The sequence below is a fragment of the Nocardioides litoris genome, from assembly GCF_006346315.1.
In the GTDB taxonomy this organism is placed as follows: domain Bacteria; phylum Actinomycetota; class Actinomycetes; order Propionibacteriales; family Nocardioidaceae; genus Nocardioides; species Nocardioides litoris.
Genome location: NZ_VDMR01000003.1, coordinates 1 through 12686 on the forward strand (window position 1 = coordinate 1; position 12686 = coordinate 12686).

The following is a 12686-nucleotide window of genomic DNA, read 5'->3' on the forward strand; positions in this document are numbered from 1 at the left end:
CGATCACTGACTATCGCTAGCCAGAATCATTGCCGAAAAAAACTATCAACCCATCCAACAAACAGACGAGCCTACAAACTAATCCGTCGACTATGACACACTGTTGAGTTCTCAAACATCAGGCGCACACCTGCTCGTCCCTTGCGAGGCCGAACTGGTGACTGCTGATCCCTCCACACCGCTTCGTGCCGGACTTCGGATCATCCTCGTGGGACGTCCTGCCACCGACTACGGTGAAGAGGAGGCGGCCGCCTCGGGGCCGGGAGCCCGGCCAGACCGGCCTTGCTCCCCGCCGCTCCCTGGCGACAAAGAGAACATTAGACGAGACCGCCAGGACGCACAAATCGAGTCGGCGTGACCCGGGCCACACGGAGCCCCGAACAGCGTTTGTGCAGGTCAGAGGCTTGCCAGGCCGTCAGGCGCAACGAGGTCACGCGTGTCGGCAACCGTGGCGGCGCCGCACAGCCGCAGCGCCTCGACCGTCTGCAGGGCCATCTCCTGCCACCAACGGCGCACGCCGCCGGCCCCGGAGACGGCCAGGGCGTGCAGGACGGGTCGTCCGGCGAAAGCTGTGGACGCGCCGAGGGCCAGCGCGGTCGCCACGTCGAGCCCGGTGCGCACTCCCCCGTCGACGTAGACCTCGGCCCTGCCGTCCACGGCGGCGACGACCTCGGGCAGAGCACCAGTCGTGGCCACGGCCCGGTCGAGCTGACGTCCACCGTGGTTGGAGACCCACACCGCCGCGGCGCCGGCCTCGACGCACCGGACGGCGTCGTCACCACGCAGCACGCCCTTGACCACGACGGGCAGCCCGGTGGTGCGCCCCAGCCAGGTGATGTCACCGGGGCCGAGGTCGAGGGCCTTCTCCGAGCCGGGCGCCTCGGCGTACCCCGCGTCGAAGTTGACCCGGAGCAGAGCAGGGTCGACGACGTCCCAGACGACGGGGACGCCGGGTCGCGCGTACTTGGTGCCGACGACGGGGGTGTCGAGCGTGAGGACCACGGCCTCGGCGCCGGCGTCGACCGCCCGCGCCAGCAGCGGGAGCGCCAGCGCCCGGTCGGCGGGCAGGTAGGACTGCACCCACCACCGCACCCCGGTCGCGCCGATGTCGGCGAACGGTGTGCCGGCGTTGCTGGAGACCACCAGCAGTCCACCGACCTCGGCCACGGCCGACGCCACCGCGCACTCCCCGTCGGGATGCACCGCTCGCTGCAAGGTGGTGGGGGCGACCCCGAGGGGGACGTCGAGAGCGCGTCCGAGCACGGTCACCGACGGGTCGACGACGCGGGTGTCGCGCAGGACGTGGGGACGGAGCCGGAGCCGCCGCCAGGCCGCGGCGGCCTCGGCCGTCGAGATCCCGTCTCGGGCGCCCTGGTCGATGTAGTCCGCGACGGGCTCGGGCAGGAGGCCACGGGCCCGCTCGGCCAGGGACGCCACCCAGAGCGCGTCGTCGCCCACGCTCAGCGCACCTCGACGCCCGCGAACTTCTTCTTGCCGCGCCGCAGCACCAGCCAGGCTCCGTCGATGAGGTCGGACTCCGCCACCGCGGCGTCGGCGTCGGTCACGCGCTCGTTGTTGACGTAGGCCCCGCCCTCCGCGACGGTGCGTCGCGCCTCGCCACGACTCCTGGCCAGGCCCGACGCGACGAGCAGGTCGCTGGCGGTGGGCAGGCCGTCGCCGCGCGGCACCGTCGTCGTGCCGGCCTCGCGCAGTGCTGCGGCGAGCGTGGCCGGCGCCAACGACGCCAGGTCCCCACCCCCGAAGAGTGCGGCCGCCGCGGCCTTGGCCTGCTCGGTCTCCTCGGCACCGTGCACGAAGGTCGTCACGGCGTCGGCCAGGGTCTTCTGCGCCTCGCGGGCGAAGGGCTTCTCCAGGTGCCGGGCCTCGAGGGCCTCGATCTCCTCGCGGGAGAGGAAGGTGAAGACGCGCAGCAGCTCGCCCACCTTCTCGTCCTCGACGTTGAGCCAGAACTGGTGGAAGGCGTACGGCGAGAGCATCGTCGGGTCGAGCCAGAGCGCGCCGCCCTCGGTCTTGCCGTACTTGGTGCCGTCGGCCTTGGTCATCAGGGGCGTGCCGAACGCGTGCACGTGCTCCCCCGTCGTGCGGCGCACGAGCTCGGCGCCCGCGGTGAGGTTGCCCCACTGGTCGGACCCGCCGAACTGCAGCTCGACGCCGTGGCGCCGGTGCAGCTCGAGGAAGTCCATGGACTGCAGCAGGACGTAGCTGAACTCGGTGTAGCTGATCCCGCTCTCGAGCCGCCGCTTGACGGTGTCGCGGGCCAGCATCCGGTTGACCGGGAAGTGCTTGCCGACGTCGCGCAGGAAGTCGATGACCGACATCTCGCGCGTCCAGTCGGCGTTGTTGACCATCGTGGCGGCGTTGTCGCCGTCGAAGGACAAGAACGGCTCGAGCTGAGCGCGCACCCGTGCCGTCCACTCCACCACGGTGTCGGCGGTGTTCAGGGTGCGCTCGCCCGAGTCGCGGGGGTCGCCGATCATGCCGGTGGCCCCGCCGACCAGCAGGTACGGCGTGTGGCCGGCCTCCTGCAGCCGACGGGCCGTCATCACCTGGACGAGGTGCCCCATGTGCAGGCTGGGCGCCGTGGGGTCGAAGCCGACGTAGTACCGGACGCTGCGCGAGGAGAACGCCTCCCGCAGGGCGTCGAGGTCGGTGGTGTGGGCCAGGAGCCCACGCCACGCGAGGTCGTCGAGCAGCGTCGGGTCGACGGTCACGTCGGGTGCCTTCCATCCAGGTGGTGTCCGGGCAAGCCTGCCTCACCCCGGATCGTGGCAGGCGCGGTGGTCCGGCGGCAGTAAGTTGTGGGGCGGACCGCGGAGCGCCCGCGGGGACGGAGGACGCAGCAGGGTGATCGGCGGCAGGTACACGCTCGACCGCGAGGTCGGCCGCGGCGGCATGGGCTCGGTCTGGCTCGGCCGGGACGAGGTCCTCGGCCGCCCCGTGGCGCTCAAGCGCGTCGGGGTCGCCCCCGGCGGCACCAGCCCCGACCTGCTGCGCGCCGAGCGCGAGGCCCGCATCGCGGCCAGCCTCAACCACCCCAACATCGTCGGCGTCTTCGACCTCGTCGACGACGGCGACCACTCCTACCTCGTCATGGAGTACGTCGAGGGCCGCACCCTGGCCGACCTCGTCCGTGACGGGGGCGCGCTCACCACGCGCGAGGCGGCGCGGATCCTCGCGCAGGTCGCCGCCGCGCTGACCGCGGCCCACGAGCAGCACGTGGTGCACCGCGACGTGAAGCCCTCCAACATCCTGGTCCGCGACGACGGCCACGCCAAGCTCAGTGACTTCGGCATCGCCCGCAGCGAGGCCGACCCCTCACTCACCCAGACTGGCCTCGTCACCGGCTCGCCGGCGTACCTCTCGCCCGAGGTGGCCTCGGGCAAGCTCGCGACCACGGCCAGCGACGTCTGGTCGCTCGGGGCGACCCTCTTCCACGCGATCGCCGGGCGGCCGCCGTACGACGTGGGCGACAACGTGCTCGGCGCGCTCTACCAGATCGTCAACGAGCCGCCGCCGCGGCTCGACAATGCCGGCGAGCTGACCCCCGTGCTGCTCGCCACGATGAACCACGACCCCCGACGCCGCTGGAGCATGGGCGACGTGGCGCGGGTCCTCGAGCTGGTCGCCGCCGCCCCCGACGAGCCCGACGGGTCCGCAGGTGCCGCGGCGGCCCCGGTGCCCCCGGTCGAGGCCGACCCGCCGACCCGTCCTCTCACCGCTGCTCCACCGGTCCCGCCACCCCGCGCGGCGACCCCACCCACCCCGGCGCCCGAGCCCACGCCCGCCCCGGCACGGGCGTCTGCGCCGCCGGCGGCCCGCGAGCGGCAGGGGCGTGGGGCCGTGCTGCCGGTCCTCGTGGGGGCCCTGGTCGTCGTGCTGCTGGCCGTCATCGGCTTCCTCGTGCTGCAGGACGACCCGCAGGAACCCACCGTGGCGCCCGGCAACCCGACCTCGACCACGACCGAGCCGAGCAGCGAGCCGAGCGAGCCCAGCAGCAGCCCGACGACGTCCGAGGGCCCCACCGCCGCCGACATCGAGGGCTTCGCCGAGAACTACGTGACCACCGCGGCGGCCGACCCCCGCGCCGGCTTCGACCTGCTGACGCCCGACTTCCAGCGTGCGAGCGGCGGGTTCGCCGGCTACCGCGACGGCTTCTGGGGCTCGGTGACCGACGTGCGGGTGCAGTCGGTCACGGCCGATCCCGAGGCGCTCACGGTCACCTACACCTACTCCTACGACCTCGAGAACGGCGACAGCCGCACCGAGACCGTCTCGCTGCAGCTGGCCGACGAGGACGGCCGGCTCCTGATCGCGGGCGACGCCTGACGTGGGCGACGCGATCCGGCACCCGGTGCCCGGGCCGGCGACGGCGCCGATCGACGGCCTGGACGTGGAGCGGCTCGACACCTTGCGCGACCTCGACCCGGGAGACACCTCCTACCTCGACCGGGCGATCGGCAACTTCCAGGTCAACTCGGTCGAGGCGGTCGAGGCCATCAGCTCCGCCGCGGCCTCGGGCGACCTCGACACCGTGCGCGCCCGCTCGCACAAGATCGCCGGCAGCGCCCTCAACCTCGGCGCCGAACGAGCCGGAGCCGCTGCCCGCGCCGTCGAGCTGCAGGCCGACGCGCACTCGCTCTCGGGGGCGACCGCACTGCTGCCCGAGCTCGCCGCGGCGATGACCGAGGGCCGTGCGCTGCTGCTCACCTACCGCGCGACGTACGCCGGCGACCCGCCCGTGAGCACCCCGTGAGCGGCGCGGCCCGCAAGCCCCGTGCCCGGCGTCCGCGTCCCCCGGCGATGCAGGTGCCGGCCGGCGCGCGCGAGGTGTTCACCGACGGCGCCTGCCGCGGCAACCCCGGCCCTGGCGGCTGGGCCTGGGCGACCTCGTCGACCGAGCACGCGTCGGGCTCCGAGTCGCCCACCACCAACCAGCGCATGGAGCTGCGCGCCGTGCTCGAGGCGGTGCGGGCCCATCCCGGCCCACTGCTGGTCACCAGCGACTCGACGTACGTCGTCAACTGCTTCCGCGACGGCTGGTGGCGAGGCTGGCTGGCCCGGGGCTGGGTCAACAGCGCCCGCCAGCCCGTGGCCAACCGCGACCTGTGGGAACCGCTGGTCGCCGAGGTCACCGGCCGCGCTCCGGGCGACGAGGTGGCCTTCGCCTGGGTCAAGGGCCACTCCGGGCACCCGATGAACGACCTCGTCGACCGGCTCGCGGTCGAGGCCAGCAGGCGGCCCTGACCAGACCGGGCTGTCGCCACCCTCGCGATCGGGCGTGCGGGCCCGGTCGGGACCGATCGGTGGCAGCATGCGCACGTGCCCCGACCCGTCGATCCCCCCGGCGGCCTGCGTCGACGTCCCTCCCGCGCCCTGGTCGTCCTGGCCACCGTGGTCAGCCTCGTCGTCCTCGGCCTCTCCACGACACCTCCCGCCCGGGCCGACAACGACCCCCTCGGACCGTTCGACGTCCGCGACCTCGTCGAGGTGCCAGCCGCGTGCGCTGCCTCGATCGGCGGCCAGGACCCCCGGCGGCGGTGGGACCCGTGCTGGGTCGGTCCGCGGAGGCCGGGCGCTCCCACCGTCGTGCTGTGGGGCGACTCCCACGCGTTCGAGCTGCTGGCCGCGGTCGAGGCGGCGACCCGATCACGACGGGTCAACCTCGCGTTCTTCTTCATGGGTTCGTGTCCCCCGATGAACCCACGGCCCCGTCCTGGCCTCAACGCGTGCCAGGTCTACGGCACGAAGGTGATCCAGTGGCTGCGCCAGCGCGAGCGGGCCGGGCAGGACCTGCGCGTCGTCGTCTCCTCCGCGTGGGAGCTCTACCACAACGCGGTCGCGCCTCCCGACCGCGCCGACGAGCTGTACCCGGGGTACATCCACGACTACATCCGGCTCAACGCGCGCAAGGCACAGCAGGGGCAGGCCCGGGCGTTCCGAGCGCTGCGGCAGATCGGCGTGCCGACCGACCTGGTCACGCCCATGCCGATGGTCTGGAGCGGCTCGCCCCCGTGCGCACGGGGCCGGTACCAGTGCGACCTGCCCCGGGTGGGCGCGCTGAAGGACTACAGCGAGAACATCAGCCGCGTGCGCTCGCTCCAGCGCCTGCTCGGGCGCGACAGTCGCCTCGTCCGCCCGGCGGACGCGCTCTGCGATGCCGCCAGGTGCCGAGGGCGCTTCCGGGGACTCCCCGTGTTCGTCGACCAGATACACATCGGTCGGCGGGTCTCGTCGCTGCTCGGCTCGTACTTCCGCCCGACCGTCGACCGGCTGCTGCGGGCCGCGCGTCGCTGAACGACCGCGATCGGGGTAGGGCGGGTGGGGCTCGAACCCACGACCCAAGGATTATGAGTCCTCTGCTCTAACCGACTGAGCTACCGCCCCGCATTTTCCATTGTCCCAGGTCAGCGGCTTGCTAGGGCTGATCTGGCGCTCCGTCCGGAGCCTCGGATCGGCCTGCTGTCCGCAAATAGTCCGCACGTGCGGCCAGAGCGACCTCTCCGAGCCGGTCGACGAACATGTGCACCTCGCCCGGGTAGAGGTGACCATAGCGGTCGAGGGTGATCGCGACGGAGGCGTGTCCGAGCATCGTGGAGAGCACCTTGGGTGGCGTTCCGTGCTTGATGTGGAGCGATGCGCAGGTGTGTCGTAGGTCGTGCGGGCGGAGCATGTCGCCGCGCTGCTGGGAGGCCAGGCCGGTCTTCTTCACGGCCGGGTCGAAGACGCGGTAGCGCCAGTTGCCGCTGCGCAGTGGCCCGCCGTTGGGTGAGGTCAGCAGGTGGTCGGTGGGCTCGCGGCCCTCGGTCCGTGCGGCGAGCTCGTCGCACAGCCAGGCCGGCACCGGGACGGTGCGGTTGCTGGTCTCGGTCTTGGGTGGGCCTTCGACGAGCTTGCCGTTGCTCTCCGAGAGCGTGGCCGAGACGCGTAGCTCGCGGTTCGTGACGTTGAGGCTGCTGCAGCGAAGGGCGGCGAGCTCGCCGAACCGCAGCCCGCACCAGGCCAGGACGAGCACGGAGAGCGAGAAGTCGCCGGCGGCTTCGGCCAGTGCCCACACCTCTCGCTCGTCGAGGAACCGGGTCTTGTCCCGCTCGCTCTTGCTGGGCAGGGCGGGTAGCTCGACTCCCTTGGCCTGGTTGTTCGGGATCCGGTGCGAGCGGACCGCGAGCTCGAGGATCTGGGACAGGACGACCCAGGCGTGCCGGGTGCGTGCGGCCGAGAGCCCGTTGCCGTGGAGTTTGGCGATCCAGGCTCCGACGTCCTCGTGGCGTACGGCGTCGAGCCGGACGCTCTCCCAGGTGGGCAGCACCTGGTTGCGCAGGACGACGTCGTACATCAGTCGGGTGGATGGGCGGATGCGGACCTTGCTGCGCAGCCACTCCTGGGAGTACTCGCCGACGGTGAGGCGTCCGAGCTCGGGGCTGGTCCACTCGCCGCGGTCGAGGCGGGCGACCTCGGTGCGCGCCCATCGCTCGGCGTCGACCTTGCGATCAAAGTGCCGGGATCGTTCCTTGTGGTCGGGGCCCCGGTAGCGGGCTCTCCACTGACCGTTGGGCCTCTTGGCCACGCTGTAGCTGGCCATGCGCATTCTCCTGATCTCGAGGGGTCGACGAAGGAGCGGCGGTGCCGCTTCCCAGCATTCGACGTCCGAATGGCGGGTCCGCGCTGGCGGTCCGGACGTGGCTGTGGACAACGGCGCACTCGGCGCGCCTGTGGACAACCCACAGACGCGCCGAGCGTCTTAAGCCGCGTCGGGGCCTGTGCCGGTCTTCTGCGTCTCCACCCAGCTGGTCAGGTCGCCGACCGTGGTGACCAGACGTCGCCCGATCTTGAAGAAGCGCGGCCCGGTGCCCTGCTGGCGCCACCACCGCAAGGTGTTGACCGGCACCCGCAGTACATCGGCGACCTCGGGCAGGGTCAGGAAGTCGGCGTCGGGTCGATCGTCGAGCGAGCCGATGGTCATGGAGCCGATCGTGGACATGCCGGCCTGTGCCGCAGGGGTGGACGAGCTGTCGAGGTTGGTCATGGTGGGTCCTCTCGTGATTGGAGGCGTCGTCGTCGCGTACCGGCCGAGCCCGGCGCCTGGAATTTGCTCTCTCACTAAGGACCAAGGCGAAGATGGGGTCCCTGGCGATCACTGCGGACCAAAAACTTTCGTCGACTACCCGCGGTGGGTCACCGCGAACGGCCAGGACGAGCCGGTTCAGGGCGGAGCTCGGCTGGGCTGCCGCGGTCCGGTCGCAGGCGTGTTGCGGCCGCAGACTCGGTGACTTGGATGGCTTCGGCGGTCTCCCAGTCGAGGCTGCCGTAGCGGTCGAGATCCTCTGCAGCTCTGGTCGCTGCGCGTGCTGGTCCGAGGTCGGCGCGGTCGCGGCTGAACACAGCGACCCACTGCTCGCGGGCCTCATCGACGCTCTCAGCGACCAGGTGCGCGGTATTGGCCTCCCGGCCCCGGGTCATCGCCACGTACGCCGACGCGGCACCGGTCTGCTCCCCCAGGACGAAGTGGGCACGGTCCACGGTCTCGCCCTGCGCGCCGTAGACGGTTTGGGCGTAGGCCAGCTCGACGTGCTGCTGGACGTAGGCCGCCGGAAGGGTGCGTTCCCCCCTGCTGACCTGGGGCTTTGTCCCTGTTCGGTGTCCTGCTGCTGGTTGCGTTCCCCCCTGCGTTCCTGGCCTGCTGGGGCCGACCGCGAGGGGTTCGCCGGCGATGGTCAGGGCGCCGTCGTCGGCGACCGCGGTAATGGTCCAGGTCTGCCGGTTCGCCACCCCCAGAGAGCGGTCGTTGCGGCGCGTGGTGATGGTGTCGCCGACACCGATGCGCTCCCCCGCGGCGGTCGTGAGCGCCTGCCCGTCGTCGTGCCTCTGGTCGGTCTGGCGACGGTCGCGGATCGCGGCGTTGAGCGCGGCGACCTGCTCGCGGGTGTCAGCCACCACCAGCGTCCGTTGATGTTCCGCGCCGTCGTGGCTAATACCGGTGACGTCGGCGAAGTTGGTCAGGGCCTGAACTCGTTCGATGTCGCTGGGATGGATCTGGATGTCACCTCGAGCCAGGAGAGCTTCGAAGACCTCGGCGGCGTTCTGCCCGGTCCGCATCTCGAGTGTGAGGTGCGCGTAGTTGGGATCGGCGAACCGGTGGACCGTCTCCAGAGTCAGACATGCCGTGTCGGGGGCTGCGTCGGCGGCCAGGTCCAGGACTCCCCCACGTCCGACCGCTGGCAGCTGGTGCCGGTCGCCGACCAGCGCGAGGCGTGCGCCTGACTGGTCGGCGATCTTCATCAACGCCAACGCAGTGTCCTGGTCGAGCATCCCGGCCTCATCGACAAGCAACAGATCCCCCGGCAACAACCGCGCCCGATCCTCAGGCGTAGCCAGAACCCGCGACCAACGGCCGTCCTGATCCCACCGGAACCCATGCTGGTGGACCAGCCACGCCGCCGAGAACGCTTCGGTCCCCAGTTCCTCGGCGGCGACCGAGGCGGCCTTCAAGGTCGGCGTCACCACGACCATCCGGCCCCGCCCGGCCTGCGTCATGGCCTGGTTGGCAGCGGCCAGGGTCGAGGTCTTCCCAGCACCTGCAGCGCCTTCGACCAGCAGTAGCCGCGCCCCGCCGGCAAGGTGCGCAGCGACGTTCTGCTGAGCGACATCAAGCCCGCGGTTGGCTGCGATGACTTCCGCCGGCCCGGCGCCGGACTTGGTGTCGGTGATGGGTGAGCGGTTGGTCAGGCGGGCCGTCAGTTCGTTCTCGACCGACAACACCTTCGACGAGGTCAACGACCGAATGTGCTCGGGCACATCAGTCCGGTCAAGTAGCGGTACGCACTGGGCCAGGGTCCGGGCAGTGAGGTCCTCGGTGAGCTCGACCCGCGCCGGCGCCTCGGCGACCAGCCCGACCGAGGCCACGAGCCGTTCGACCTCACCGCGCACATCGGCTGCGTTCCACCCCGACCGGCGTGCACCGAGGCGGCACAGCACGACCTCGACGCACACGTCACGGTTCAGCTGCCCGATCCTCGGCGCCATTGGCTCAGCCGACTTAGCCGGCGCGGTGGGTGCGTGGAAGCCGAGGTCGGCGAGCTCCTCGAGCCACCGTGCCCGCAACTCGGCCCCGTCCTTCGGCACGACCTTGTCCGGACGCGCATCAGCCCAGGCCCGGGCATCCCACGTGCGTCGCAGTCTGGGGCCGGGTTCCTGACCGGGATGCGCGGTGCGCCACTGAGCCTCGTAGGTGTCGACGTTGCGGCCGATCTGCGCCGCCCGGGCACTGAACGCACCCGCGAACGGTGACAGCTGCTCGATCTCCCCGGACTCAGCATCCAGCGTGTACCCGTGCTTGCTCAGCACTGCGCGGAACTGCGGGTCACAGGCGATGGCTGCGTGTCCGATGCCGTTGATCGCGTCCAGGCAGTCGCGGACCCCGACCGTGTGGATCCCCCGCCACGCCCCCTGGGCCCAGACCCGGGCGTTGACCTGCAAGTGCAAGTGGCGGTGCGGATCACCAGCACGCGAAGTGTGATGCCGCACGACCGCGGCCTCGATCTCCTCCACCGGCACCTGGACCTGCCGCCCCCGCGGCCCCACCCGCGTGGTCGCGTGCTCGACCAGCCACCCAACCACCTCACCCGCAGCCCGGTCTTGCGCCGCGTCGTAAGCAGCTGAGACCTCCGGATGCACCGTCGCGGCCAGCGACCACGTCTTGGGCCCGTTGACCACAACCTCCACGAACCGCACCGCCTGGTCATCAGTCCGGACCCGGCCCTTGCCGCGGCCCGTGGCCGCGTCGCGGCCTGCGACCCACGCCTCGTAGGCGTCGCCGTCCATGGCGCGGCCGGCGCGGACACCCGGAGCGCCGCGACCTGCTGCCTCACCAGCGGCGCTGACCGCGACGTGGCGCTCGGCCAGACCCGTGCCCTCGGCCAGGTAGTAGTCATCGACCCGCGACCGATCAGCCTCGACATAGGTCCGCGCAGCAGTAGCTGAGCCGCGGTAGACCTTCATCCCGCCATGCACGTCAATTCACCAACAATCAGCCACAATCGATTTCCGTCAATTATCCTAGAAATGCGAATACGGGCCACCCGAAGGCGACCCGACTACGGACATTCGTAGCATACGTGCCGCCTATTCTTCTAGCGTTCCTAGGCGCGATTATGGAACTTTGATCGGGTACATGAACAACCGTCGATATCTCAGATGCTGGGTGGAGGAACGTCGCGTCACGGGTCCAGCTCGGCGAGCAGGACATAGGCGGCATGGGGACTACTAACGTCGGCGTGTCGGCGAACCGGTGGGGTTCGAACGGCAGGCGCCGAGTCCTATACGCCCTCACATGCTTGATATGCGGGTATCCCTCGTAGGACTGAGTGCCCGGATCCGCCGGGTGTTCTGTGCCGGCAGGAGGCGCCCGGAATGTCGTTCGTTGATGTGTGTCTGATCAGGTCCAGGGGGTCTTCGGGTGAGCCGGTCATGCGGTTCGGGTGAAGCTTCTTGATGACTACCTGGACTTTGTGGCGAGTCGTTGCCGGCCGAACACGGTGCTTGCGACGGCCTATGACTTGCGGGTGTTCTTCTCGGTGGTGGGTGTGGCGCCGCAGGAGGTGACGCCGCGTGAGGTTATGGCGTTCATGACTGCTCAGCGCGCCGGGAAGTCTTCAATCAGCGGCACCGGCGGCCCGCTTGTCTCGGTGGCCGGTGATGAGTCGGGGGTCTCGAACCGGACCCTGCGGCGCCGGCTCTCGGTGGTGTCCGGGCTACGCCTACCTTGTCGCGCGCGGCGACGTGGCGAAGAACCCGGTCCCGCGCGGTCTGCCGACCCGACGCGAACGCAACCGCCCGAACCAGGGCGTGCCGCTGGTTCGCTCGTCGCGGACGGTGCCACGGATCCTGACCCCCGACGAGGTCGACCAGCTCACCGCCGCGCTGCGGACCCACCGCGACCGCGCGATGCTGGCTGCGATGTAGCTCGGTGGGCTGCGGCGTTGCGAGGTCGTCGGGCTACGGGTGGAGGATCTACGGGTGGCCGAGCGGCGGGTCTTCATCGCCGACGGCAAGGGCGGTCACCAGCGACTGGTTCCGACCTCCTCGCGGTTCTTCGACCACGTCGCGGCTTACCTCGACGCCGAACGACCACCCGATGCCACCACCGATCAGCTGTTCGTGGTCTTGAAGCAAGGCGGTCGCGGCCGACCTTTGACCGCAGCAGGGCTCGACCAGATCCTTCTCACCGCACGCACCCGCGCCGGCATCGGCCACGCGACCTGCCACGCACTGCGCCACACCTGCCTGACCCGGCTGCGTGAAGCAGGGATGCCGCTCGAGGCCGTTCAGTCCCAAGCCGGGCACGCCTCGATCGAAACGACCCGGATCTACCTCCATCTGGCCGATGACTGGTTGACCTCGCAGTACCGCAAGGCTGCCGAGGTCATCGATGCCTAGGTCTACGCCGCACGCCCGGCAGGTGCGCGATGATTGCGCCCGAGCCGCTGGCGACCTGGGAGGAACTCTCAGTGCGCCCCGAACTTGTGCACGTCATGCAGCGCTACCTGGAGCAGATCGGGTGCTTGCTGCGACCCGGCAGCGTCTCGGGTGCCGATCTTGCCCTGCGTTCCTTCGGCGAGTTCCTCATCCAGTGCGCACCCGAGGTTCCCACGACGGACCCGCGGACCCGG

The 12686-nt window shown here is 70.8% G+C and carries 10 protein-coding genes, 1 tRNA gene and 1 pseudogene; 5 read left to right on the forward strand and 7 right to left on the reverse strand.

Features of this window, described 5'->3' with window-relative positions:
* Positions 1-396 precede the first annotated feature (396 nt).
* A complete protein-coding gene (locus FJQ57_RS12165) occupies positions 397-1458 on the reverse strand; it encodes an alpha-hydroxy acid oxidase (protein ID WP_139980664.1) in 1062 nt (353 codons plus the stop codon).
* A gap of 2 nt (positions 1459-1460) precedes the next feature.
* Positions 1461-2732: a tyrosine--tRNA ligase gene (gene tyrS, locus FJQ57_RS12170; RefSeq protein ID WP_139980666.1), complete on the reverse strand. Its 1272-nt coding sequence runs from the start codon at positions 2730-2732 to the stop codon at positions 1461-1463.
* A 133-nt stretch (positions 2733-2865) separates the two neighbouring features.
* On the opposite strand from tyrS, the gene FJQ57_RS12175 reads away from it, so the two are divergent.
* The 4 genes from FJQ57_RS12175 (at position 2866) to FJQ57_RS12190 (ending at position 6315) form a co-directional block, all read left to right on the forward strand.
* The gene (locus FJQ57_RS12175; RefSeq protein WP_139980668.1) at positions 2866-4347 is read left to right on the forward strand and encodes a serine/threonine-protein kinase; all 1482 of its coding nucleotides are present in this window, start codon (positions 2866-2868) and stop codon (positions 4345-4347) included.
* 1 nt (position 4348) lies between these two features.
* Entirely contained in the window at positions 4349-4774 is a 426-nt protein-coding gene (locus FJQ57_RS12180; protein ID WP_139980669.1) for an Hpt domain-containing protein, read from the forward strand.
* Positions 4771-5265 carry a ribonuclease H family protein gene (locus FJQ57_RS12185; protein WP_246081776.1) on the forward strand — a complete coding sequence of 165 codons (495 nt, stop codon included), beginning with the start codon at positions 4771-4773 and terminating at the stop codon, positions 5263-5265. The genes FJQ57_RS12180 and FJQ57_RS12185 overlap by 4 nt, the downstream gene beginning before the upstream one ends.
* 75 nt (positions 5266-5340) lie before the next feature.
* Positions 5341-6315 (forward strand): SGNH hydrolase domain-containing protein, encoded by a 975-nt coding sequence (locus FJQ57_RS12190; RefSeq protein WP_139980671.1) that lies wholly within the window; start codon positions 5341-5343, stop codon positions 6313-6315.
* Positions 6316-6331: 16 nt separating this feature from the next.
* On the opposite strand, the gene FJQ57_RS12195 is transcribed toward FJQ57_RS12190, so the two are convergent.
* The 5 genes and pseudogenes from FJQ57_RS12195 to mobF form a co-directional block, all read right to left on the reverse strand.
* Positions 6332-6405 (reverse strand) — tRNA-Ile (locus tag FJQ57_RS12195).
* Between the two features lie 31 nt (positions 6406-6436).
* Complete coding sequence (locus FJQ57_RS12200; RefSeq protein WP_170215388.1) at positions 6437-7600, reverse strand: tyrosine-type recombinase/integrase; 1164 nt, start codon at positions 7598-7600, stop codon at positions 6437-6439.
* Positions 7601-7759: 159 nt separating this feature from the next.
* A complete protein-coding gene (locus tag FJQ57_RS12205) occupies positions 7760-8044 on the reverse strand; it encodes a helix-turn-helix transcriptional regulator (RefSeq protein WP_246081777.1) in 285 nt (94 codons plus the stop codon).
* Between the two features lie 149 nt (positions 8045-8193).
* Positions 8194-10041 (reverse strand): ATP-dependent DNA helicase, encoded by a 1848-nt coding sequence (locus FJQ57_RS12210; RefSeq protein WP_425465424.1) that lies wholly within the window; start codon positions 10039-10041, stop codon positions 8194-8196.
* Positions 10042-10092: 51 nt separating this feature from the next.
* Positions 10093-11016: pseudogene (mobF, locus tag FJQ57_RS23800) on the reverse strand (MobF family relaxase); the annotation flags it as partial.
* Positions 11017-11988: 972 nt separating this feature from the next.
* Between mobF and FJQ57_RS22970 the strand changes: the two are divergent.
* Positions 11989-12453, forward strand: a complete 465-nt coding sequence (locus tag FJQ57_RS22970) for a tyrosine-type recombinase/integrase (protein ID WP_281284272.1) — start codon at positions 11989-11991, stop codon at positions 12451-12453.
* Positions 12454-12686: the final 233 nt, after the last annotated feature.

Bases quoted from the DNA above. Each gene is read 5' to 3' on its own strand.
- FJQ57_RS12200 (WP_170215388.1), bottom strand. From the start codon at position 7,600: ATGGCCAGCTACAGCGTGGCCAAGAGGCCCAACGGTCAGTGGAGAGCC.
- FJQ57_RS12205 (WP_246081777.1), bottom strand. From the start codon at position 8,044: ATGACCAACCTCGACAGCTCGTCCACCCCTGCGGCACAGGCCGGCATG.
- FJQ57_RS12210 (WP_425465424.1), bottom strand. From the start codon at position 10,041: ATGGCGCCGAGGATCGGGCAGCTGAACCGTGACGTGTGCGTCGAGGTC.